Origin of the sequence: Streptomyces sp. NPDC058469, assembly GCF_042721125.1 — a bacterium.
Classification (GTDB): Bacteria; Actinomycetota; Actinomycetes; order Streptomycetales; family Streptomycetaceae; genus Streptomyces.
Map to the genome: position 1 here is coordinate 12612 of NZ_JBHXME010000117.1, position 22552 is coordinate 35163.

At 70.8% G+C, this 22552-nt stretch carries 28 protein-coding genes; 7 read left to right on the forward strand and 21 right to left on the reverse strand.

From position 1 onward, the window contains the following. Window positions 1-121 precede the first annotated feature (121 nt). Complete coding sequence (locus ACFWP5_RS36570) at window positions 122-349, forward strand: hypothetical protein (RefSeq protein WP_384166794.1); 228 nt, start codon at window positions 122-124, stop codon at window positions 347-349. Between the two features lie 113 nt (window positions 350-462). Here ACFWP5_RS36570 and ACFWP5_RS36575 read toward each other — a convergent pair whose 3' ends face one another. Next, the gene (locus ACFWP5_RS36575) at window positions 463-1422 is read right to left on the reverse strand and encodes an ATP-dependent DNA ligase (protein ID WP_384166797.1); all 960 of its coding nucleotides are present in this window, start codon (window positions 1420-1422) and stop codon (window positions 463-465) included. A 461-nt stretch (window positions 1423-1883) separates the two neighbouring features. Between ACFWP5_RS36575 and ACFWP5_RS36580 the strand changes: the two genes are divergently transcribed. After that, the gene (locus ACFWP5_RS36580) at window positions 1884-2126 is read left to right on the forward strand and encodes a hypothetical protein (protein ID WP_384166800.1); all 243 of its coding nucleotides are present in this window, start codon (window positions 1884-1886) and stop codon (window positions 2124-2126) included. An 80-nt stretch (window positions 2127-2206) separates the two neighbouring features. On the opposite strand, the gene ACFWP5_RS36585 is transcribed toward ACFWP5_RS36580, so the two are convergent. From ACFWP5_RS36585 to ACFWP5_RS36615, 7 genes are read right to left on the reverse strand one after another with little or no spacing between them, the layout of a single operon-like run. Next, window positions 2207-3214: a SpaA isopeptide-forming pilin-related protein gene (locus ACFWP5_RS36585; RefSeq protein ID WP_384166803.1), complete on the reverse strand. Its 1008-nt coding sequence runs from the start codon at window positions 3212-3214 to the stop codon at window positions 2207-2209. A gap of 38 nt (window positions 3215-3252) precedes the next feature. Continuing rightward, complete coding sequence (locus ACFWP5_RS36590; protein ID WP_384166806.1) at window positions 3253-4029, reverse strand: DUF317 domain-containing protein; 777 nt, start codon at window positions 4027-4029, stop codon at window positions 3253-3255. Window positions 4030-4086: 57 nt separating this feature from the next. Then, window positions 4087-4575: a hypothetical protein gene (locus ACFWP5_RS36595; protein WP_384166809.1), complete on the reverse strand. Its 489-nt coding sequence runs from the start codon at window positions 4573-4575 to the stop codon at window positions 4087-4089. 30 nt (window positions 4576-4605) lie between these two features. Beyond that, a complete protein-coding gene (locus ACFWP5_RS36600; protein WP_384166812.1) occupies window positions 4606-5475 on the reverse strand; it encodes a DUF317 domain-containing protein in 870 nt (289 codons plus the stop codon). A 34-nt stretch (window positions 5476-5509) separates the two neighbouring features. Further along, window positions 5510-6145 carry an HAD-IA family hydrolase gene (locus ACFWP5_RS36605; protein WP_384166814.1) on the reverse strand — a complete coding sequence of 212 codons (636 nt, stop codon included), beginning with the start codon at window positions 6143-6145 and terminating at the stop codon, window positions 5510-5512. Further along, window positions 6142-7299, reverse strand: a complete 1158-nt coding sequence (locus ACFWP5_RS36610) for an MFS transporter (protein WP_384166816.1) — start codon at window positions 7297-7299, stop codon at window positions 6142-6144. Before ACFWP5_RS36610 ends, ACFWP5_RS36605 begins: the two co-directional genes overlap by 4 nt. Next, window positions 7296-8522 carry an ATP-grasp domain-containing protein gene (locus ACFWP5_RS36615; RefSeq protein WP_384166818.1) on the reverse strand — a complete coding sequence of 409 codons (1227 nt, stop codon included), beginning with the start codon at window positions 8520-8522 and terminating at the stop codon, window positions 7296-7298. Before ACFWP5_RS36615 ends, ACFWP5_RS36610 begins: the two co-directional genes overlap by 4 nt. A gap of 211 nt (window positions 8523-8733) precedes the next feature. Between ACFWP5_RS36615 and ACFWP5_RS36620 the strand changes: the two genes are divergently transcribed. From ACFWP5_RS36620 to ACFWP5_RS36640, 5 genes are read left to right on the forward strand one after another with little or no spacing between them, the layout of a single operon-like run. Further along, on the forward strand, window positions 8734-9825 hold the full coding sequence (locus tag ACFWP5_RS36620; RefSeq protein WP_384166820.1) for a tyrosine-type recombinase/integrase: 1092 nt from the start codon (window positions 8734-8736) through the stop codon (window positions 9823-9825). A gap of 9 nt (window positions 9826-9834) precedes the next feature. Beyond that, window positions 9835-10197, forward strand: coding sequence for a helix-turn-helix domain-containing protein (locus ACFWP5_RS36625; protein WP_384166821.1), 363 nt, complete (start codon window positions 9835-9837; stop codon window positions 10195-10197). Continuing rightward, complete coding sequence (locus ACFWP5_RS36630; RefSeq protein WP_384166823.1) at window positions 10198-12717, forward strand: hypothetical protein; 2520 nt, start codon at window positions 10198-10200, stop codon at window positions 12715-12717. Window positions 12718-12759: 42 nt separating this feature from the next. Further along, window positions 12760-13095, forward strand: a complete 336-nt coding sequence (locus tag ACFWP5_RS36635) for an ArsR/SmtB family transcription factor (protein WP_384166825.1) — start codon at window positions 12760-12762, stop codon at window positions 13093-13095. After that, entirely contained in the window at window positions 13096-13800 is a 705-nt protein-coding gene (locus ACFWP5_RS36640) for a cation transporter (RefSeq protein WP_384166828.1), read from the forward strand. A 140-nt stretch (window positions 13801-13940) separates the two neighbouring features. Here ACFWP5_RS36640 and ACFWP5_RS36645 read toward each other — a convergent pair whose 3' ends face one another. The 13 genes from ACFWP5_RS36645 to ACFWP5_RS36705 all read right to left on the reverse strand — a co-directional run bounded on the left by ACFWP5_RS36645 (window position 13941) and on the right by ACFWP5_RS36705 (window position 22361). Further along, window positions 13941-14243: a hypothetical protein gene (locus ACFWP5_RS36645; protein ID WP_384166831.1), complete on the reverse strand. Its 303-nt coding sequence runs from the start codon at window positions 14241-14243 to the stop codon at window positions 13941-13943. Between the two features lie 31 nt (window positions 14244-14274). Further along, on the reverse strand, window positions 14275-15510 hold the full coding sequence (locus tag ACFWP5_RS36650; RefSeq protein ID WP_384166834.1) for an MFS transporter: 1236 nt from the start codon (window positions 15508-15510) through the stop codon (window positions 14275-14277). Next, a complete protein-coding gene (locus ACFWP5_RS36655; protein WP_384166837.1) occupies window positions 15507-16025 on the reverse strand; it encodes a regulator in 519 nt (172 codons plus the stop codon). The genes ACFWP5_RS36650 and ACFWP5_RS36655 overlap by 4 nt, the downstream gene beginning before the upstream one ends. Further along, on the reverse strand, window positions 16022-16849 hold the full coding sequence (locus ACFWP5_RS36660) for a winged helix-turn-helix transcriptional regulator (RefSeq protein ID WP_384166840.1): 828 nt from the start codon (window positions 16847-16849) through the stop codon (window positions 16022-16024). The genes ACFWP5_RS36655 and ACFWP5_RS36660 overlap by 4 nt, the downstream gene beginning before the upstream one ends. Window positions 16850-16891: 42 nt before the next feature. Further along, complete coding sequence (locus ACFWP5_RS36665; RefSeq protein ID WP_384166843.1) at window positions 16892-17323, reverse strand: hypothetical protein; 432 nt, start codon at window positions 17321-17323, stop codon at window positions 16892-16894. 10 nt (window positions 17324-17333) lie between these two features. Beyond that, on the reverse strand, window positions 17334-17777 hold the full coding sequence (locus ACFWP5_RS36670) for a hypothetical protein (protein ID WP_384166846.1): 444 nt from the start codon (window positions 17775-17777) through the stop codon (window positions 17334-17336). Beyond that, a complete protein-coding gene (locus tag ACFWP5_RS36675) occupies window positions 17774-18256 on the reverse strand; it encodes a hypothetical protein (RefSeq protein WP_384166848.1) in 483 nt (160 codons plus the stop codon). The genes ACFWP5_RS36670 and ACFWP5_RS36675 overlap by 4 nt, the downstream gene beginning before the upstream one ends. Window positions 18257-18357: 101 nt before the next feature. Continuing rightward, window positions 18358-18666, reverse strand: coding sequence for an SH3 domain-containing protein (locus ACFWP5_RS36680; RefSeq protein ID WP_384166863.1), 309 nt, complete (start codon window positions 18664-18666; stop codon window positions 18358-18360). Between the two features lie 181 nt (window positions 18667-18847). Further along, window positions 18848-19597, reverse strand: a complete 750-nt coding sequence (locus ACFWP5_RS36685; RefSeq protein ID WP_384166851.1) for a hypothetical protein — start codon at window positions 19595-19597, stop codon at window positions 18848-18850. Window positions 19598-19614: 17 nt separating this feature from the next. After that, window positions 19615-20313 carry a hypothetical protein gene (locus ACFWP5_RS36690; RefSeq protein ID WP_384166854.1) on the reverse strand — a complete coding sequence of 233 codons (699 nt, stop codon included), beginning with the start codon at window positions 20311-20313 and terminating at the stop codon, window positions 19615-19617. A 17-nt stretch (window positions 20314-20330) separates the two neighbouring features. Next, window positions 20331-20816, reverse strand: a complete 486-nt coding sequence (locus ACFWP5_RS36695; protein ID WP_384166857.1) for a hypothetical protein — start codon at window positions 20814-20816, stop codon at window positions 20331-20333. Then, the gene (locus ACFWP5_RS36700) at window positions 20813-21364 is read right to left on the reverse strand and encodes a DUF4913 domain-containing protein (protein ID WP_384166866.1); all 552 of its coding nucleotides are present in this window, start codon (window positions 21362-21364) and stop codon (window positions 20813-20815) included. Before ACFWP5_RS36700 ends, ACFWP5_RS36695 begins: the two co-directional genes overlap by 4 nt. A 241-nt stretch (window positions 21365-21605) precedes the next feature. Further along, entirely contained in the window at window positions 21606-22361 is a 756-nt protein-coding gene (locus ACFWP5_RS36705) for a DNA-methyltransferase (protein WP_384166860.1), read from the reverse strand. Window positions 22362-22552: the final 191 nt, after the last annotated feature.

Genomic DNA, 22552 nt, shown 5'->3' on the forward strand with positions numbered 1-22552 from the left:
CGGCCATGCATCCCACAGAATCCGAGGTGCCTGACAGGCCCCGCCGGACAACTTTCCACGGCTTTCCGGCGGAGCCCTCGGTCGGGGTCACTCATCCCAACAGAAGAAACGGGACCCTTTGGTGGAAGGTACACAGCCACCCGGTGGCGCGCCTCGCGTTTCGAAGGCGATCCTCGTCACGCTGCTCGCCCTGGGTTCGACGATCGCCGGTCTGGTCGCCGGCATTTACGCCGCCTCCGTGGGCGACAGATCACTGTATGCCTCATCCGTCGCCGGTGGCTCGACGTTCGTCGTGACCTTCACTCTGGCGCTGGCCGTGGCGACGTACGTGCGTGACGGTGTGCCATGACGGCTATCAGCGGTACAGCTGTACGGCGACTCGGCGGCGACATGCGTGACGAGCGACTGGAACAGCTCTGCTCTGCTCCTATGCCACTGCGTGCGTCCGGGCCCGCCTGGAGGTCACAGGACGTCTTCCGGTGCGAGGTCCGGGCGCAGCCGGTGCCACGAGGGATGACGGAGGTAGCCGGCCCGGGTTCGGGTGGTGTACTCGATCTCGCCGACCAGGCGCGGCAGCACCCAGCGGGCACCAGCGATCTGGGGTGCCGGGGCAAAGGGACAAGACGTCACGGCGGCGACCTGCAGCAGCTCGGCGAGGGCGGTCCGCTCGCGGTCGCTCCATCCGGTGCCGACACTGCCGATGTACCGCAAGTGCCCTTCCTGCCGCTGCCCGAGCAGGAGCGCCCCCGGCCGACCTGCCAGTCGTCCCTTGCCCGGCACCCACCCGCCGACGATCGCGTCGGTGGTGAGCACGTTGCGGATCTTGATCCACGACCGGGACCGCGCCCCCGGCTCATACCGGGACGTCAGCCGCTTGCAGACGATCCCCTCCACGTTCGCAGCCCGGGTGACGTCGAGCGCCTCCGCGCTGTGCCCGACCACAGCGTCCGGGACCGACCAGCCGGGGCCGGCCAGATCCAGCGAGCGCAACACCTGCCTCCGCTCGCCATACGGCCGCTCCAGGAGGCTGTCGCCTCCGAGGAACATCACGTCGAAAACGACCAGATGGGCAGGGACGAACGCGGCTCGCCGGGCCGCCAGCCCCGGGGAACGGGCCAGGCCCATCCGCGATTGCAACCGCTCGAAATCCGCTCGCCCCTTCTCGTCCAGGGCGACGATCTCACCGTCCAGGACCGCCGGCACACCCCGGAGCACCGCGCCCAGCCCATGCAGGTCCGGATAGGCGGCGGTGATGTTCTCCCCCGACCGGGAGCGGAACTCCACCGTCCCGTCCCCCGGCACGTAGACGATGGCCCGCTGACCGTCCTGCTTGGTCTCCACCGACCACCGCTCATCGCCACCCGGCAGCGGCAGACGGCCCGGTGACGCGAGCATGGGCGAGATCCTCGGCAGGATGACCATGGCCGAACCTTCACCGCAACACCTCCCTGGCGCACCCGGCCGAGAAGCGATTCCCCCGAAGGCACGCACCACGACCAACCGCGTGGCCTACTCGGCGCCAGCTCAGGCTGCCGGAACGCCGTAGGCCGCACGCGCACTGGAGAGCCACAGGTGACCAGCCTCGCCAGACCAACAGCCGCAGGCCCCCTGTCAGTTCACTCCAGTGGACAACGGACAGATCAAAACCCTATCCATGCCGTGGGCTGGCGGACTAGGCCGCCGGGCAAGCGGGCAGCTGGTCGCGGGCCTGCGCGAGCATCGGTTCCACCGGCGGTCGCAACACCATCCGTCCGGTCCACGACCCGATCGCCGAATCCGCGACTTGAACAGACCCCGCCAGAAGTTATCCACAGGCCGGCACGCGGTTGTGGACTAAGTCGTACCGTGCCGCCAAGAGATGATCACGAGCACGGGGGTGCGCGATGCGGTATGGCGTGGTGGTGGAAGAGCTGGCTTCCGACGTGATGGGCGAGCTGCCGGAGGTGGCGCGGCGCGAGGTCCTGGAACTCGTCGAGGTGGTGCGCGCGGACCCGCGTGCGTGGCCGGATGTAAGGGACCCCGGCAGCGTCGAGGAGGTCCGCGAGGCGTTCGGACGCCGTTGCTGGATCGAGTACATGCCTCATGCCGGGGCTATCGAGGTGCGCGATATCGGTTGGAGCGGATAGTGGTCAACGCCCGGGAAGACGACGGGCCCGGGAGTCTGTACGGACTCCCGGGCCCCCGGTGTCAGAGGTGGTCGGTTGGGTCAGCCGTCGCCGGACGGATTGGTCTCTTCGCTGTCGCTGCGGCGGGTGCGGGCGGCGGCGATGGCCGCAATGCCGCCGCCGAGGAGGAGTCCTGCACCGCCGAGGAGCCACGGGGTGGCGTCGGTTCCGGTGTGGGCGAGGGATCCGGTCAGGGTCTTCGGTGTGGCTCCGTCGGCCGCACCGTCCGCCGGTGAGGAGTCGGTGTCCGTCGTGGTGTGGTTGGTCGGGTTGCCAGGCGTCGCGTCGGAGTCACTGGGCGCGGCTGCCGTACTGGTCGGCTGGCCAGTCGGGTTCTGGGTCGGAGCGGGGCTCGAACCCGTCGTGGTCTTGGAGTTGGTGACGGTCACGGTAACCGGAGCGCCGGGCCCCGCGCTGAAGGTCTTCGAGGGCTTGTAGAGCGCGTAGCCGGCGGGTGCCTTTGTCTGTCTCGCCCAGAACTCCGTGACACGGCTGGAGATCGGCAGGTCACCGGAGGCCGTGCCCTTCGGGCCGGTGGTGAGGGTGAGCAGGGTCTTGTCGCCGGTGCCGATGTTGACGGTGGAGCCGGGCAGCGCCTTGCCGGTCTTGTCGTCCTTGGCCTTGAGGGTGACGTGGGCGGACTTGAAGGGGTCGGTGACCGTCACCGGGGCGGTGGCGCCAGGGGTGACGATGACATCCTGGTCAGCGGCGACATCGTGGAGTGGGCTGCCGGAGGCCGTCTGCTTGAGACGGTAGACGCCTGGCGCAAGGTCGGAGAAGAACAGCTTCCCCTGTGCGTCGGTCTTCCCTCGTCCGGCTTCTGCGCCGGCGGAGTCCAGCAGCAGGAACACGGCACCGGGAAGCGCGTCCCCGGCCGCGTCCTTGCTGGTGATCTCGACGCTGCCCGTGTCCAGGGCCGGTGTCTCGGCCGGAGCGGCAGAAGCCGAAGGGGTCGGTTCGGAGGGCTGGGCACTCGCGGCCGGTGCCCAGGCGAGGGTGCCGGTCACCGCGACGGCGACGGCGGCGGATCGGACGAAACGTGCGTGCACGAGGAAGAGGGCTCCTTGGTCAAGGGGGGCGGGGAAGGTCAGCGGGTTCGGCCAGAGACCGGGGCGGGCGGCGGGGCGACCAGTGGGTTGCCGTGCGGCTGCTTGGCTGTCGTGGTGGCGACGTAGAGAGCGCGGCGGGTGCGGACGGGAACGTCCTGGACGGTGCGATGCAGTGGTCCGGTGGAGATCAGCGAGGCGGTGAAGGCCGCGACGAGCGTGGTGGGCGTGCCGAACGAGAAGTCCGCCCTCCAGTGCGGCTCACTGGGGAGTCCGCCCCAGGAGCGCCACGCCGGCCCGCTGGACCCGCTGAAGTCGTATCGGTGGCGTACGCCGCCGAGTCCTTCCGGGGTCAGGAAGGTTTGCGTGCCGTCGGTCTTGACCTCGTGGCTCCAGCCGCGGGTGAGCAGCGGCGCGTACGCCTCGTGCGGCGCCGTCTCATCCTGGAGCAGCCGGTCCTGGTCGCTGTGCCGGTCTTCGAGGTAGAGGTCGAGCAGCTCGGCGTGGACGTCGTGGAGCAGTTCGACGGGGGTGGTGGCGTCGAAGGTGATCCGCCAGGTAGGCGCGGTGAACGGGGCACGGTGCGCGCTGATGGTCCACGCGCCCTTGCCGGGCTTGGGCTCGTAGGTGGTCTGCAGCCGCAGGCACGGGCTGAAAGCGGCGGCCGTGCCGTCGTCGGTCTGGGCGAACTGCCAGCCTTCGTCGTAGGGGAAGGCCCATGCGGTGCGGGGGTCGATGGTGCCGGGCCCGGCGAGGTGGCGGGGAAGGACCTGCACGGTCTGCGTGGGGTCGAGGTTCTCGAAGGGGTGGTTCGTCACGGGCAGGGCTCCTGCTGGGAAAGGTACGGAACGCCTGGGCGGCGGAGTGGGCACGGCTCAGCGGGCGCGGGTGCCACTGCGGGTGACCGGCGCGGCGGGAGCCGTGTGCGCGGTCCGGCCTGTGGGGAGGCTCGGTGCGGACGCGGTCCAGGCGCCGGGGAACCAGACGGCGGTGTACTGCTCGATGGCGTCGCGCAACTCGGTGGTGACGGCTCCTTCCCACGGCGGCTGGCCTGGGCGGTGGTAGGTGTCGAAGGTGCCGTACTGCTTGGTGTTCGGCCGGGTGTTGGTCGCTTCGTCGCGGCGGTGGAATGTGCCGTGCTCCACGAAGCTGAGGGCCACCGCGTCGACCTCGCCGCGGTCCGGGTGGACGACCGCCACACGCAGCCCGCCGTAGGTGTCCGCGTGGATGGTGCCGGTGAAACCGATCCGCAACCGCAGCGGGATGCCGGGCATGGGGACGGCGAAGTAGGTGTTGCCCACCACGGTGTGATCGGGGAAGGGGAGGCACAGCTCGGCGAAGAACTCCGCGGCCTGCAGGGACAAGAGGGGTCTCCGGTCGGGGTCGGGCTGGTGTCAGCGGCGTGGGCCGGGCAGGGCCGTTCGGCTGGTGGTGCTCCAGCGCGGGACGCTGGTGGCGGGCAGCGCTGCCGGGCGGCGGGACGTGGCGGCCCTCTGCACGTCGAGCGGTGTCGGTGCCGGCGGGCCGGGAGGGAGGATCGGGGTGAGCTGAGCCATGCCCTTGATGTAGCTGAAGGTTTCCTGACGCCACCGGGGTAGCGGAGCGGGATCGGCGACGCTCTGGGTGACGGCGGTGAGCAGGGCGACGGGGGTGTCGGTGCTGGCCGTCGCGTACCAGACGGGTCGGTCGATGGACTTGCCCGCCCACAGCTGCCAGCGGGCGTCGCGCGTCGTCAGCTCGGCTTCCGGATCAAGGCCGCCGGTGGTGAACTCCAGGCCGGCGAGGCCGTCCGGAGCCTGGACGGCGAAGACGCCCCAGCGCGGGCGATCGATCTCCCAGCCCTTTTTCAGGAGCGGGACGACAGCAAGGAAGGGATCGCGCTCGTCGATCCCGGCGACCGGCCGGGCGAGATAGGCGTCCGGTCCCTGCTCGTACGCCGTGGCAAGGACAGTGGTGAACGCCTGGACAAACTCGGTGGGGACGCGGTCGTTGAAGCAGACGCCCCATGCCGGCGGGCCGAAGGAGTCCTTGTAGGCGTTGATGCGCCAGAGTCCGTCGTCTTCGCCTTCCGGCAGGTAGCCCAGGCGTACGCGCCGGTCGGGGGCGCTCACGTAGAGGTTGGAGTCCTCGTCGTAGTGGTGGTCCCAGCCGAGGTCGATGAGCGGGGCGAGGGCGGGGTCGCCGGTTCCGGTGCTAGAGGCGAGGTGGCGCGGAGAAACGAAGACGTCTCCGTCAATCGTGCGCAGGTCGTCGTGGGAGGTCACAGGTTCCTGAAGAGGTAAGGGATGGGAAGGCGCGTCAGCCGGGGACGTGCAGCAGTGCTGCTTCGAGGTCGGTGATCCGGCCGGTATAGTGCAGGGTCCGCAGGCCCAGGCGCTCGGCGGCCTGGCAGTTGTCGGCCCGGTCGTCGACGAACAGCACCCGCCGCGGATCTCGGGCTCCCGTCGCGGCCAGGGCCTGCCGGTAGGCGGCGGGGTCGGGCTTGACCGTCTGGAGCCGGGCCGAGTAGAAGGCGCGGGTCATGAGCCGACGACACCAGTCGGTGGCATCGAGGACGTCGCTCAAGTGGGCGGGCGCGTTCGACAGCAGGAACAGGGGCAGCCCGGAGTGGTGGGCACGCTCCAGGACGGCAAGGACTCGGTCGTCGGTGGTGGTCCACATCTCGGTGTCGGCGTCGCGCAGTTGGCGCAGCAGACGCGGCCCCGGGTGGGCGCCGAGGACCTTGGCCCAGTACGCCATGTCACTCAACTGCCCGGCGTCGTACGCCGGTCGGGCGTTCCAGACGGCGTTCTGGAAGCCGTTGAGGTCCTGCTGGGGCCAGTTGGCGGTGCGCGCCAGGTGTCTCCACTGGTCGGCGGTGGGCTGGAGGCCGAGGACGCCGTTGTAGTCGAGGATCGCGGCGTCGAGGCCAGGGTGTGTGGTGGTAGGGGTCAAGGGGCGGTGTTCTCCAGGGCGCGGTGGGCGAGCGCGGCGACGGCGGCTGCGAGCAGTGCGGGCATCAGCAGGGCGGTGGTCAGGGTGGTGATCGAGGCGAGGGCGCCGATGAGGGCGGGGCCGGCGAGCAGGCCGAGGTAACCGGTGACGGAGACCGTGGCCACGGCCCTGGGCCCGCCGGCCCCGGCGGCCGTGATGAGCGCGGGGACCGTGGTGGACAGCCCGAGGCCGAAGGCCGCCCACCCGGCCAGGGCGAGCGGCACGCTGGCGGCCGACACACCGGTGGCCAGCCCGGCCGCGGCGAACAGGGCACCGGCACGGACCACGGTGGGGGCGCCGAAGGTGGCGGTGAGCTTGTCGCCGGTCAGCCGTCCGGCCATCATGGCGGCGCTGTAGAGGCCGTACGCGGCTGCGCTGACGGCCACGGTGGCGTGCAGGCTGTGCAGGTGGACGGCGGCCCAGTCGGCTGCCGCGCCCTCTCCGAGCAGGCTGGCAGCGGCCAGAGCGCCCAGCAGCCACAGCTTCCGAGCCAGCACCGCCTGTCCCCCTTGGCCGGCCAACTGCCGGGCGAGCGGTGCTGGTTGATCGGCGCCGGTCAGGGCCCGGGTGCGCGGTGCGCCGACGAGAACAGCGGCGGCCAGTGTGAGGCCGGTGATCAGGAAGAGGGTGGTGTGCGGCGTACGGGCCGTCGCCGCTGCGAGGGCGGCACCGCCGAGGGCGCCGCCGGAGTAGGCGGCGTGCAGGGACGCCATGATGGGCCGCCGGCAGGCGTTCTGGCAGCGCACGGCCGCCGTGTTGACGGCGACGTCGAGGATTCCGTGCGCGGTCCCGAAGACCATGGCGGCCAGGAGCAGTGAGGCGAGGGTGGTGCACTGGCCCAGGACGGCGAGGCATCCGGCAAGACCGGCCCCACCGCCGACCATCAGGGCGGGGAGCCGCTCGGGCCGCACGTACCGGCCGCCGGTGGTGAGTCCGGCGACCATGCCGAGGGCGGCGGCCAGCAACACCAACGACAGGCGTGCGGTGCTCAGTTGGGCGGCGTGCTGGACGGCGGGCATCCGTGCGCCCCAGACGGCCATCACCACGCCGAGGCCCAGGAAGTAGCCGGTCAGCACGGCCCGCGTACGGCGGGCGGAGGCAGGAGGACGGCTCATGCCGCCTGGTCTTCGACGGCGGGCACGCTAGCTGTGCGGGGAGTGAGGTGGACGTCGAGGCGGTTCACGGCCTGCTCGGCGCGGGTCTGCGCCACGTCGGCGGTGGGCCCGGTGGTGATCAGGTAGCCGATGCGGGCGGTGAACATGTCGCCCCCGTCGGCGGGGAGCACCAGGTCGTCGCCGACGGGGTGCTGGACGTGGATCCGCTCCAGCCATGGCGGCCGTTCCCCCTCGTACGCCAGGCGGTCGAGGGTGCCGGAGGTGTCGGGGTAGATGAGGCGGATCGCGGCGGCGCAGGAGTGGGTGGGGGTGAGGTCGGGGGTACGGTCGCAGGCGATGTCGGCGGCGGCGCGCGGCAGGTCGATGCCGGTGGCGAGGCTCACCAGGTGGCCGATCATGTCGCCGGCAATACGGCCGTTGACCTCGATGAGGCGGGGGCGGCCGTCGACCAGGCGTATCTCGACGTGGCTGACGCCGTCGGTGATCCCGAGCGCGCGGATAGCCGCCCGTGCGGCGGGTGCCACCGTGGCGAGCAGCGGGTCGGCCGCGTCCACCGAGTGCGCCGTCTCCTCGAAGTACGGCGGATCGCTGACGGTCTTGCGGGTGAGGGCGACCGCGGTGGTCTCGCCGCGGTAGGTGACGCACTCGACCGAGACCTCCGGCCCGTCCAGGTACTCCTCGACCAGCACGCTCCGGCTCTCCACCCCGAGCCCGGCCGCCTTGGCCGCGAACTCGTAGGCCACACCGAGCTGTTGGGGAGTGTCGGCCCGGATGACACCGATGCTGGCCGCGTGCGCGGCGGGCTTGAGGACGACGGGATAGCCGATCCGCTCGGCGGCCTCTGTCGCCTCGTGGACGTCGCGGACGCTCACCGAGGCGGCGGAGGGGACGCCGTGCCGGGCGAACAGGGTGCGCGCGGTGGCCTTGTTGCGGCACGCCTGCATCACCTCGGGAACCGTGGTGGGCAGGCCGAGCTGGCGGGCGAGACGTGCGACCGGGACGAGATACCACTCGGTCCAGGTGAACACCCCGGCCAGCCGGTGGCGTTCGGCCAGCACGCGGGCTGCGGCGGACAGCGCGGCCTGGTCGGTCGGGTCGGGCACGACCACGCAGTCGCGGATGTAGGGCACCTCCCACGACGGCTCCTCGCCAGTGATGAGGACGACGTCGTAGGCGGCGGCCACGGACTGGAGGCAGTAGCCGCGGTATCCCTCGGCGTCCATGTCGGATGCGGCGACGACCAGGACAGCACTAGACCCCGGGGAATTGCGTTTGATGCACGATCGGGAGTCGTCTGAGCTGGTGGCCTGCGACATTGTGCCACCTTCCTTTCTCTTGAGCGGAGAGCTATGACCTGCACCGTTGCGGGCAGGGATGCATCTGATGCATGATTCGCGCACCTGATGGACGGGAGGGTGCGTGTCGAGGTCAGGCTTGAGTGAGGGCTCGGCGCGGCTGGTGTTGCTGGACGGCGTCTCGCTCCTGCATCCCGAAGACGCCGTGTTCGAGGCGATGTTGGAGGGCTGGGGCCGCCAACAACGCGGAGGCCGACGGCTTCAGCCGAGGACCGTCGCGGGCAGACAGGGTCTGGTTCGCCGCTTCGGCGCGTTCACCAACGCCTATCCGTGGCAGTGGTCGGCAGCGGATCTCGACGAGTGGATGACGTACCTGATCGCCGAGTTGAGGCGGAAAGAGTCGACGGTCCGCAGTTACCAGACCACGATGCGGCTGTTCTGCGACTACATCACCTCGCCGCACTACCAGTGGCCCGGCGAGTGCGAGATGCGGTTCGGTACGTACCCGGTCCAGATCTGCCACGAGTGGAATACCGTCGCGCACCTGATCGACTACGAGGGCGATCCGGAACGCCGGCCGATGACCCGCGAGGAGATCCAGCTCTTCCTCGACTATGCCGACGACCAGGTCGAGCGTGCGGTCCGGCTTGGCCGCAAGGGGGCGTTGGCCGCCTACCGGGACGCCACCGTGTTCAAGGCGATCTACGGCTGGGGGCTGCGGTGCACAGAGACCTCGAAGCTGGACGTCACCGACTTCTACCGCAACCCGAAGGCACCAGAGTTGGGCCGGTTCGGTTCCCTGCACGTGCGCTACGGCAAGCGGTCGCGAGGCTCGCCGCCGCGGCGCCGGATGGTGCTCAGTGTGATGCCCTGGGCAGTCGAATCGGTCGAGGACTACGTGGTCAACGTCCGCCCCCGCTATGCCCGTTCGGCGAAGAAGCAGGCTCTGTGGCTGACCGAGCGCGGCGGCCGACTGCAGGCGAGGGACATTGAGGACCGGTTCGCCACCTACCGCGACGCGCTGGGGCTGGACAGGGAGTTGGTGCCGCACTGTCTGCGGCACAGCCACGTCACCCACCAGATCGAGGACGGCGCCGACCCGGTGTTCGTGCAGAACCAGGTCGGGCATCGCTTCGCCTCGACGACCGCCCTGTACACCGGAGTGAGCGGCGACTTCATGAACACCATGATGCGTAAGGTCCTGGACCGGGCACTGCACAGCGGACAGTAGGGAGTGGACGTGACGGCGAAGCTGGACTACCGCTGGCATCTGCGGGAGGTGATGGCCACCTGCGGCATGTTCTCCACCACAGACATCCGGCCCAAGCTGGCCGAGCGCGGGATCGATCTCTCCCCCAGCCAGACCTACCGGCTGGTGGTCGAGCGTCCCGAGCGATTGAGCCTGAAGACTCTGATGGCCCTGCTGGACATCCTCGGCTGCTCGATGGAGGAGCTGATCGAGCCGGTCCCGGCCGCGGGTTCCCGGCGTCGCAAGAGCGCAAACGCGACGGAGGCTGACCCGGCCGGCGGCCGTTCGAGCTCGGCTGGTGTAGGGGACTTTCGGCCTCGCCGGGCCCGGATCGTGACCGACAAGGACGAGTGAGTGGCAGCCGACGAGGTGGTGCCGCGGTTCGCCGCCGAGCCCGAACAGCTCATCGTCGAGACGGTGCGCATGGTCGAACCCCATCTGGCGGCCGAGGAGATCGAGGCCGTCCTGGTGGCCACCGTCAAGCGCCGTCCGGAGCGGCGGCGGCTTGCCGAAGTCCTCGATGGCGCACCGGACTTGCTGACTTCCGGCCGCCCCGAGGGACCACGGTCGATCGAGCGGCTGATCACAGCGCTGCTCCCGCACGGTGCCCTCCGTCTGAGGCTGCCGGAATGCGCGCGGTGCGGGGCCCAGAAGCCGCTGACCGGGTTGGACCATGGGCTGCGGATCTGCTCGTACTGCGTGAGTCGGCGCAGCATTCGGGCCAACCCCTGCGTGATCTGCAGGAGCCGCAACTTCCAGGCCCTCGACCGCGAAGGGCTGCCACGGTGCAGACGACACCCGCCGGACGAAGGACGCGATCCCCTGGAGGAGCTGTCCCGCGCCATCGCCGCCCTCCCCATCGGGCTCGCGCAGCCAACCGTCGCTGCGGCGATCCGGTCCGTAGACCGCCGACGCCAAGGCCAGTTGAGACTGCTGTGGGCATGGGAAGACCACCCCGACCTGCTCACCGGCGCTGGCGCCGCCGGACCGGCCAAGACCATCCCACTCATCCGGGCCCTGCTCGGCCAGGGCGCCACCGGCCTGATCGTCCCGCCCTGCCCGCTCTGCCGCCGCGCCGCCGAGCTGGACATGACCCTCAACGGCCTCCGGTGCTGCCGGATCTGCTGGCGCAACGCCCGGCCCCAGACGTGCGCACACTGCGGCAGATCCCGCTATGTCGCCGGGCGCACCCTCGACGGCGAGCCGCTGTGCCAGAACTGCAACCGGGCCGACCCGCTCAACTTCGACCAGTGCAGCCTGTGCGGCACGCCCGGTGAAGTCATCACCCGCACCGAGGACGGGACAGTCTGCCGACGCTGTTACCAGCTGCCCACAGCGACCTGTGTCACCTGCGCCCGCACCCTCCCCTGCCTCTACGCCGATACCGATCACCCCACGTGCGGCACCTGCGCATCCAACGCCCGCGAACACCGGCCATGCAGTCGCTGCAACACCGTGCGGCGCATGATGTATCGCAGTCCCGAGGGCGAACCGCTGTGCAAGTCGTGCGGGGCGCCCAAACCGACCTGCTCCCAGTGCGGTTACGCCCGCCGCTGTCACGGCCGCACCCCGGAGGGCAAGAGGCTGTGCAAGAACTGCTGGCGGGCCCACCCCGTCTCGCAACGTGCCTGCACCGGCTGCGGATCGGTCGGGAAACTCTTCCACTTCGGGCTGTGCCCGCCATGCGCCGCCCGCCGACGGCTGGCCACCGTACTGTCCGGCACACACGAGACGATTCACCCGGACCTGGAGCCGGTCTTCCAGGCCCTGATGGGGACGTCGCCGACAACACTGCTGCGCTCGCTGCGCGCGGACCGGCCCACCCACGCACTGCTCACCGCCCTGGCGGCCTGCCGCGGCCCGGTCACCCACGCCATCCTCAACCGGATGCGGCCCGCCAAAGCCGTCCAGGCCCTGCGCGCCACGCTCGTCGCCGGAGGCGCCCTGCCCGAACGGGACGAACACCTCGCCACCCTGGAGCAGTGGCTGACCAAGACTTACGCGCGCGTCCCGCACGCCGACGACCGGCGCCTGCTGCGCCGTTTCATCACCTGGACGCAGCTTCGACGGCTGCGCCGTCTGTCCGCACGCAGACCAGTCACCTACGGGCAGATCATCGCTGTCCGGCATGAGGTCCGGAATATCGTGCGGCTGCTGGAGTGGCTCAACCAGCAGGGCGTCCTCCTGAGCGCCTGCACTCAGGACCACCTCGACGCCTGGCTCGCCGACGGACCCGACGCTCGAAGCCTCGTGCGCGTCTTCCTCAACTGGACCAACCGCCGCGGCTACACCCGACCCCTTGAAACCCCCATGCCGTCCACCGACTTCAGCGTGAACCTCCTCGTCCCGGATCAGCGCTGGGCGATGGTCCGCCGCCTCGTCGGCGACAAGGACCTGCAGGCCGTCGACCGCGCCGCCGGACTGCTGCTCCTGCTGTTCGCCCAGCCCACCAGCCGCATCACGCAACTCACCACCGACCAGGTCACCGATCACGGCGACAGAGTCACCCTCCGGCTCGGTCGCGTCCCGCTGGACCTGCCCGCCCCTCTGGACGATCTCGTACGACAGCTCGTACAACGCCGCAAAGGTCATGCCAGCCCGGTCGGCGAAGCGAAGTGGCTGTTCCCCGGCGGCCACGCCGGACGCCCCCTCGCCGCCTCCCACCTCAACCACCGGCTCAAGGCCATCGGTATCCGCCCCCGGCTTGCCCGCAACACCGCCTTGATGGAAATCGTCTCCGAGGTACCGTCCGTCGTCGTCAGCCGCCTGCTCGGCTTCCACCAGGAGACCGCCGACACCTGGCAGCGCGAACGTGTCGGCTTCAGCCCCGGATATGCCGCCAAGGTCTCCGAGCGCCGAACCGACGACACATAGTCCACGGTTTCCTGAATTCAGGATTCCCTGTACCGTCGAGGGATGTTGACTCGCGCTGCCGACATCGACGTGCTCGTCCGGTTCGGACGGGCCCTCGCCGACCCGATCCGCTGCCGCATCCTGCTCGAACTGCGCAAGGCGCCGGCCTACCCGGCCGACCTCGCCGACGTTCTGGACATCTCCCGGACCCGGCTCTCCAACCATCTGGCCTGCCTGCGCGACTGCGGCATCGTCGTCACCGTCCCGGACGGCCGCCGCACCCGCTACGAACTCGCCGACGAACGCCTTGGCCACGCCCTCGACGACCTGCGTTCGGCAGTGCTCACCGTCGAGGCCGACCGCACCTGCCCGGACGCCGACGAGAAGGGCTGCTGCTGAATGACCGCGATATCCCTCGGCCCCAGCCCATCCCGCCGCGACGCACTGACCCGGCGCATACGCCTGCTGGTCGCCGCGACGATCACGTACAACGTCATCGAGGCTGTCGTCGCGATCACGGCCGGCGCCCTCGCCTCCTCCACCGCACTGATCGGATTCGGGCTCGACTCGGTCATCGAGGTCTCCTCCGCCGCAGCCGTCGCCTGGCAGTTCTCTGCCCGCGACCACGCCGCCCGCGAAGCCCGGGAGAAGACGACGTTGCGGATCATCGCCGTCTCCTTCTTCGCGCTCGCGCTCTACGTCGCGGTCGAGTCGATCCGCGCCCTCATCGGGGTCGGGGAAGCCCAGCACTCGATCCCCGGCATCGTGCTCGCCGCGCTCTCCCTGGCCGTCATGCCCTTCCTGTCCGCCGCGCAGCGCGAGGCCGGACGCGAACTCGGCTCCGCCAGCGCCGTCGCCGACTCCAAACAGACCCTTCTGTGCACGTACCTCTCGGCCGTTCTTCTCGTCGGGCTGCTGGCGAACCTGCTGCTCGGATGGTCTTGGGCCGACCCCATCGCCGCCCTCGTGATCGCTGTCATCGCCGTCAAGGAAGGACGCAATACCTGGCGAGGCGAAGGATGCTGCGCCCCGTCCACCGGCCAGGCAGTCCTCAAGTCCGAGACCGACACCTGCGGTTGCGCCGCAGGCTGCGCCTGCTGCTGACCAGGTAACCGGGGCACCGCGCATCGAACCTGAACGCAAAGGATTCCGCAGGTTCTGATAGCCGGGATTACCAGTACGAGCAGGCAAGAAGGGGTTCTCCATATCGGTGGGCGGCAGGACGAGAGAAGGCAGGGGGCGTCTCAGGCGGCACGGCGGCGGCGCAGCTCGAACGCCCTGGCCCAGTGGGGGTGGTCGTCGATCAGGCGGCGGGCGTAGAGGGCGGTGAAGTTGTTGTTCAACCCGGCTACTCCGTACGGGAGTTGGCGGCGCAGGTCTTCGAAGAGGTCCTTCAGGCTGACCCGGGTGGCGCCGGCGGCCAGGCGGCGGGCGGCCATGCGTTCCAGGGCGCGGTAGACGTGCGGGTTGTGCGCGTCGAAGGCGCGGAACTGGTCCGTGATGCTGCGACCGGTCGCGCGGTGCGATCCGAGGGCGGCGAAAGGCATGAGGGTCTCCACAGGCTGGGGTGCGGCAGGGTCAGGTGCGCAGGGCGGGATCGGTGCGCAGCCGGGCGAAGGCGCAGAACAGGCCGAGGGCCTGGAGGGCGGCGCACGCGGTGATGACGTGGCCCATCGCGTCGGGCGGGGTGAGCGCGGTGAGCACGCCGGCGAGGGGGAAGGGCAGCAGGAGGATGAGGATGGTCGCCGACAGGGTGCTGCCGAATGTCTGCGGTGGGATCAGGCGGGAGCGCAGGGTGCGCAGGACGACCGTCATGCCGCCGTCAGCCGCCATGAGGAGCGCGACCAGAAGCAGGTAGGACCGGTAGTCGGGGGCCTGGGCGGCGGCGAGACAGGCGAGCGCGGCGAGGGTCGCGCAGGTGGCGCCGACCGGCCACAGGCCCAGTCGGTCGATCGCCAGCCGGCAGAGCGTGACGCTGAGGAGTGTCGCTGCGGCGGCTGCGGACCAGACCAGGCCGACGGCGGTGGTGGACTGCCCGAAGTGCTGGACGACGATCACCGGGCCGGCCGCTTGGAGGAGGCCGGTGGCCAGGTTGGACAGAGTCAGGCCGGTCACCAGCCAGCCGAGCGCGGGCAGGGAGCGGATGGTGCGCCACCCGGTGAGGAGTCCGGCGCCCAACCGTGTCTTTGGCGCGCGGGCGGGGGCGACGGGCGAGGGCGGTGTGCGCAGGGCGAGCAGCGCGGCGAGCAGTGAGAGCCCGGTGATCACCGCGAGCATCGGCGGCGGCCCGGCGAGCAGGAGCACGGCGGCGAGCGCCGGGCCGGCCAGGATCGCGGTCTGGTCGATGCCGAGCAGGACGGCCTGGACGCGGTGGGCCCGCGCGCCCGCTCGTCGGCCGGCGGCGGCGCCCGCGGTCTCGGCCGCGATGTAACTGAACTCGGTGAGCACGCCTGTTGTCGCCGCGAGCGCCATCACGGTCGTGCTCGCCACGGTTCCGGACGGGTGGAGATGGAGAAGGAGCGCGCTGGCCGCGAGGGTCAGCGCGCGTCCCAGAGAGGCGAGGTGGAAGACCACGGCAGCCCCGCGCCGGTCGACGACCGCCCCGGCCCACCCGAACGCCGCCAGCCGCGGGATCCACTCCAGGGCGAACGCGGCGCCCGTCAGCGCGGCGGAGCGCGTGGTGGCCAGGACCAGCAGCGGAATGCCGTAGGTGGACATCGCCGAGGCGAGAGCGTCCGCCGTGCGCGGCAGGTAGATGCCGCGCAGCAGACCGGCGGTGTGGCGTGCATGCCGGGGTGTGACCGATGTGCTCACGCGACCGGATCGGGCTCGGACACCCGGGTGACCTCGGGGTTGCCGGTCAGCCACTGGATCAGGAGGGCCCGGGGACGGGCAAGGTCCGCCTCGGCCTCGGCACTGGACGGGCGCGCGGCGGTCGGCCGCGAGAAGCCGTCGGCGCGCTCGGTGGCGAGCGAGGGCTCCAGGAGGTCGAGGACGCGCCGGATGCGGCTGCTGAACTCGCAGACCGGGGCCGGATACGCGTGGCGTCGGGCCCAGCGCGCAGCCGCGTCGTACAGGTCGGCCAACTCCGAGCCCGCATCGGTCAGTTCGAGACCGGCGCCGGGCGCGACGTGGACGAGACCATGGGCGCGGGCCGTCTCGGTAGCGCGGCGCAGTTGGTGCGAGGCGAGGTCGGGGAGAGTGCCGGCCAGCCGCCGCGGCGGTATCGCCCCGTTGTCATCGATCTCGGTGACCAGGCGGATCAAGGAACGCGAGGCCAGCAGCTCGACAGCGTTGCGTACTTCGGCCCGGGTGAAGAGGGTGGTCATCGGCGCGGGCCTCCCCCCTGGAGGCCCGCCATCGGGCGGGTGGCCGGGGTGTGCGAGAAGAGATCGCGGTTGTCCCACGCCGTCCGAGCGGGCGGGAGCACTGCGGGGGCAGGCCGGGCCTGGCTGCTGACCCACGGCCGCGGTGCCGGCGTCGTCTGCGGGTGCCCCCAGACGGGATGGTGGGCCGCCTGGTGGAGGGGCTGCCCGGAGGACCAGGCGGACAGGGCTCCGAGAACGGGGCCCAGGCGGTAGCCCGCCCCGGACAGCCGGTAAGGCTGGCCCCTGCCGTGGGTGTCGACCAGGCCGTCGGCGACGAGCTGCCGCAGCGCCGGGTAGATGTTGGTCGAGTCGCTGCTGGGCATCACGATCCGGGCCAGGGCCCGGCCGCTGACCTCCGTGCGGGACTTGAGCACCCACAGGATGGCGGCGGTGTGACGCCGGGTGAGGAGAGTGAGGCTGTCCTCGATCTGCTCGATCGCGGACAGCGGGCGGTCCGCCTTCTCCAGATCCTCCTCGGCCCATTCGACGATCATCGGCAGGACCGGCAGCAGGGCGGTACCACGCTCGGTGTGACGGTAGGTCACATGCCGTGCGGTGTGTTCGGTGCGCTCGACGAGTCCGGCGTCGCACAGTGACTTGAGCTTGGGGTGGAGCTGGCCGCTCTGGAGCCAGGACACCTTGGCCGCCAGCTCGGTGTAGCGCTGCGGCGGGCCGGAGAGGGCCAGCAGGATCCTCACGTTCCAGCTCGGGGTGATCATGGCGAGGGCCTCGGTGACCCGGGCTATGTCGGCGTCGGTGTCAGGGGGCAGAGCGGTGATGGCCAAGTCAGGAACTCCTGGATGGATGAAAGGGGGATCGCCTGCGGGTCAGCGGCTGTGCGCCGTGCTCTGGGCGGGAAGGGGCGGAGCCGGCAGCGACGACGCCGGTGTCGGTGTCGGTGTCGGTGTCGGCGAAGGCGGTGCTGGGGCCGGGACGCGGGCGAGGCTCTGGAGAACGGCCAAGACGGACTTGGTCTGGACGTCGCGGACGGCGACGGCTTCGGCGAGTCGGCGTGAGCCGTCGAGGAGGTGGGAGACCTCGTGCGGGCCGATCTGCCGTTCGGGGTGGAGGAGCCGGGCGAGGTGGTCGCGGTGGACGTCGATGCTGTGCTCGGCGAGGGCGAGGTCGTCGTGCATGCCGAGCAGGGCGGAGAGCATGCCGGGCGGCTGGTCCTGGGTGTGGGCTTCGAGGTCGGTGAGCGGCGCGCCGTACAGGTCCTCGATCCGTCCGGCTATCTCGGTGGACGTGAGGTGGGGCAAGCGGTGCCCTTCACGGTCGGCGGGCCTGGGCCGCCCCGGCACGTGGGGGTGCCGGGGCGGCGGACGGGGGCAGGGTTGCGGTGGCCCTGAGCTGCGTCGTGCGGACGGGCCGGGCCCGTGGGCCGGGCGAGGGCATGGTGCGCAGCAGCTCGCCGAGAGCTGCGCGGTAGCCGTCTCGGGCATCCAGCGCGGCCTCCAGCCACTGCGCGTCGAAGCGGAGCCTGTCCGCCGACAGCTCGCCCATGTCGCGGTCCGGATCCATGTCCGCGTGCACGCGGTCGCGGACGCGGGCGACCTGCTCCTCGGTCAGAGCCAGGAAGGAACGCAGTTCCAGGGCACGGGCGAGCGCGGGAGAGGCATCGGGTCCGGCAGCCGCCTCGTACAGCTCGGGGAGCGGGTTCCCGAAGACCTGCTCCAGATCGGCGTCCATGGTGCTGGACTTGCACCGGCTCATCGGGCGGCCCTTCCCGCCCGCCACCCCGACGCCGGCGCGGGTGTGGCCGCAGGCCGTTGGGGAGGACTGGTCTGCACCGCCGGACCGGACCGGGGACGAAGGCGGGCGAGCCGTTCGGCGGCGAGGCCCTTCTTGCCCGGAGCGTCCGGGTCCAGGAGCCACCGCACGACCAGGGCCCGGCCGTCACGTACGGAGACGGCCGCGTTCACGCGGTGGGCGAGGCCCATCGTCGGGTCGTCGACCTCGCTGGGCTGGGTGTCCAGCGCGGCGAGGAGGTCGTCCTCCGCGCGGTCGAGCACCGACTGGGCCTCGACGAGAAGGCCGTGCCACTTGACGACGTCGGTGGCGTCAGGATTCGCCGTCGGCGCGGCGGCGACCGCGGCCTTCAGCTGGTCCATGTCCGTGTCGAAGCGCGCTTCGATCCGTTCGGTGAGCACGCCCACGACATCCTCGGCGTCATCGGATATGCCGTCGGACAAAAGAGTGACTCCTGTTCTGGAAAGGCCGATGCCTTAAGGGAATGCGAGGGGCGGCCGTAACCGGCGCCTCCAGCCGCCTACGGGCATTTACTGAATGCCTGTCAGTCCAGGCACATCCGGGTGTCGCGGTAGACGTACGTCGCGGACACCCAGCCCTTGACGCCGGTCGTCTTGTCCGTGATGGAGAGCCAGTTGCCGCTCTTCTTGTGCACGGTGAACTTGTGGCTCTTGTAGAGCACGCCGAGCGCGGTGGACTTCGCGCTGGCCTTGGAGCGGATGGTCACGGCCGAGGCGTGCACCTTGTACGGCAGCGGCGGCTGGGACGAGCAGCTGCTCGCGGGGGCGGCGGTGACGGTGGCCGCGGTGGCGGTGGTGGCGGACAGCACCGGCAGAGCGAGCGCGCCGAGCATCGCCGCGGATATGGCTATTCGGGTCGAGCGCATGCGGAAGAAACCTCCGTGAAGGCACAGGGATTGCGTGGAATGGCGCCGCTGGAGTTGTCCCGGCGGCTGTATAAGGGTCTGGAGAATCGCCGGTTTGGCTAACCGGCGATCGTCGGCTATGTTTCGCCGCGCCGGTCGGCTTCGACGGTCAGCGAGAGTGGCCGGGCGGGTGCGGTGCAGGGGCTTTCGGCACGCCGGCGGGGCGGCTGGCCGCCGCTGCCGGGCGAACCGGCGGGAGGGGGCCGGCCTCGCCGGTGAGCCGGTCGTGGCACCACTGCAGGGCGGCGTGCTTCGTGTCGAAACCGCCCTCGCGCAGGGTGTGGGTCCATGCGTCGGCGTCGACTTCCTCGACGACGACGCGGTACGGGCTGGGAGCTCGCTCGTCCATCGCTCGCAGCGCCACGACGGTGACCATGTCGTCCCGGTCGTCGCAGGTGTAGGAGTAGCCCATGGCGTAGTGGTCGCCGTCGCCCGCGAGGCGTCGCTCCAGTGCGCGCGTCGCCTCGTCCGCCGGCGGTGGCCCCAGCTCGGGGTTGAGGCTGATGGCGTCGGGCGGGCAGCCGCGGTGGATGAGCCAGGACTGCGCCATCGCCGGCAACGGCAGCAGCTCCTTCTCGAAGTCGAACGTCTCCTTCTCCCGGTCCCGCTTCAGGTGCACGGCGACCAGTTGCGGCATGCCGGGGTGGCCCCAGGTGGCGGTGCGGTCGAACAGGACGTAGTAGCTGTGCGCCCCGTTGGGGGTGTGGTGTTCGGCGAGGGGGACGAGCATGTCCTCGCGGATGGCGACCTGGCGGTAGAAGTCGAGGTACTTGTCCTCGTCGGCGTCGAAGTCGTCGAGCCCGAAGTCGACTTGGGGGATGGACTTCCGGGCCGGTGCCGGTTCGGTGGGAGACAACAAGGGCCTTTCGGTGGGGTTCAGCGCCGCTGTGCCGGGGTGGACGGCGATGTGCCGGATCGGGCCGGGAGCTTCGGTGCCCGGGTCGTGGGCGCGCGTCGGGCGGCGAACAGCGCGGCGCGTCCGGCGTCGGTGAGGGCGACCGGCTGCCCGGCGTGCACGGGGTGGCCGGTGTCCCGGACGACCAGGCCGGCGTCCTCCAGGCGCTGCAGCGTGGTGTGAGGGATGCGGGTACCGGAGGCAGTGGTCACGGACATCCGGCCGGTCAGCAGGTGTTCGTAGAGCTTGGCGCCGCCGGCGATGGCGAGCATCGCGGCCTGGTCGTCCGTCGAGAGCGGCTTCGCGCCGGGCGCGGAGGCCGTCGCGGCGGCCTCGATCGGTTCCAGGGCGGCGAGCACCTTCCGGGCAGCGGCGTCGCGTGCGTCGGTGGCATCCTCCAGTTGGTCCACGGTGCGGTCGATGCGCGCCAGCAGGGCGTCATCGACGTCGAACTCGCCGCTGGACAGACGGTGCAGGAGGCGGAGGTAGAAGGTGACGCCGGTCTGGGTCTTGGCCAACTCGCGGTGCTGGTCGACCAGTTGGGCATGCGGCTTGTCGAGGACGCCGCGGTCGCGGTAGGCCCACAGGGTGTCGATGTCGTGGCCGGTGACGGCTTCGATGCGGTGGTCGAGCGGGGAGACCGCACGCCGGGCTGGTGGCGGTGCGGGTTCAGGGGGCACAGGCGACGCTCCGTCGTTCAGTGGGCGTGATGGTGACCGAGGTGCTGGGCCGGACGGGGCAGGCCCGGCAGTGCGGCGGGCGGCGGACCGGGCCGGGGCGCGGGAGTGCTGGTGGTCAGCTGCGGGGAACGGGAGCGGGCCGCGTGAGTGCGGGCGCTCAGCGGCCGGCGGGTCATCCCCAGGCGGCGGCCGACCTCGTCGTAGACATCGTTGCCCGCACGCGGCCGGATGGCGACGACGTGAATCTCCTTCTGATGTGCGGACTCCGCGGGCCCGGGGCGCAGGCCATAGACGAGTCGCCAGTCTTTGCGGGAGTCCACGAACAGCTTGCGATAGCCCTCCAGGTCACCGTCGAGGCGCAGCCCGAAGCGCTGCGCGTTCACGACTTCCTGCAGGTAGGCGAGGGTGAGGTCGCGGATATCGCTGGGGGCCTGGAGGAGATCGTCCAGTGCACGGGGGTCGAAGCTCAGTCCGAAGGCGGGCTGTCCCTGTCCCGCGGTCATGGCATCGGCTCGTCCGGCTCGGCGCTCTCGGCCGCCTCGGCCGTGGATGCCGTCTCCGTGCGCGCGGACGGCGGCGGGCCGGGCAGAAGACGGTGCGCGGGCCGGTCGGGAGAGGTCATGCAGGCCGAGAGCGGGCCGCCCGGTGCGCGGATCGCCGCGACGGCGTGGGTGAGGAAGTCGCGGTGCCACACGAACAGGCCGCTCAATCCGGCTTCGGGGTCCTTGTGCTGCTGGTAGGCGAGCCACAGGGCGTGGAGCCAGGCCACGACGACGTCGTGTTCCTGCCACTGCAGGCACCAGGGCGCCGCGGTGGTGACCTCCGCCCCGTACACGGGGAGGAAGAAGCCGTCGACCCAGTCGGACAAGGCGTCGAGTTCGTCCTCCCTCTCGTCCCCGTCGAGTTCCAGGATCGGGCGGGGCTCCGGTGGAGCGGCGGCCGGCGGGCCGCCGAGCCCGGGCATGCCGAACGCGGCGAACGGCGATCCGCTCGGCTCCGGGTCGGCCGCGAGATGGTCGAGCTGCTGGGCCTGTTGCGCCGACTGCTGCATGAGCCGTCGGACGCTCGCCTCGATTCCTTCCAGCTGCTGATCGGGAATGCGGACAGGCTCCAACTCCCCGCCGTCAGACGGTGTTATGGATTCGGGCATAAAAAGTTCGGCCTCCTACGAGACACGGAATGAGAGGAAGACGAAGCGGCGACGCGCGCGCAGCGGCCGGCGCGTTGCCAGCCCGCTTCATCGGAATGTCGGCCACGGAGCCGGGCGCATTGACGGAAAGTGCGCTCTCGGCTCAGGCGGTGAGAATCACGTCGTCCTGCGTGAGGGTTGCCCGGATCGTTTCGGTGAGCCGGTCGGCTGCGATCGACGCATAGTGCTCCGTCTTCTCCACGCCGATGAAGTCCCGGCCTTCCAACAGGGCGGCCACCCCCGTGGAGCCGGAGCCGGCGCAGAAGTCGAGCACCACGCCGCCCTCGGGGCTGATCTTGACCAGCTCGCGCATCACCTCGACGGGCTTCTGCGTGATGTGCTGGCGCTTGGCCCCCGAGGGCTGCGACGCGGAGTACATGCCCGGGAGATAGACCGGGTTGCGGGAGCCGTCGATCGCCCCCTTGCTGCCCCACACGATGAACTCGCAGTTCTGCGTAAACCGGCCCTTCTGCGGCCTGGCCTGCGGCTTGTGCCAGGCCAGCACCCCACGCCACAGCCATCCGGCCGCCTGGATCGCGTCCGTGGTGGTGGGGAGTTGGCGCCAGTCGGTGAACAGCAGCGCGGTCCCGCCGGTCTTCGTCAGGCGGTGGGCTTCGGTCATGATCTGCGTCAGCCAGAACGAGTAGGACCTCTGGTCCATGTTCTCGCCGGTGAAGTCGGCGAGGTCGTTCTTGGAGTCGGCAGAGGTGTACTTCTGCTTCGCGGAGCGGGTGGTGCGCTCCTTCGCAGTCCTGCCTCCGCTGTTGTACGGCGGGTCGGTGATGACGGCGTCGACGCAGCCGTCCGGAAGGCCGGCGAGAACGCTGAGGGCGTCGCCCTGGTGAAGGGAAAACGGCAAAGAGGAACCCCTATTCGGGTGCTGAATCGCGGAAGTGACTCGCCGCCTCGAATCGAATTCCTCGGGGGCCGGGAGCGGGCGGGAAGGGTGTGCTGTGGGCTGGTCAGGAGGGAGCCGTCGCCACGTGGGGAAAGGTGAAGCAGGTTGTCCGCGGCCAGAAGGAAGGGCCTGGCCCAGGGCGGGACGGTGTT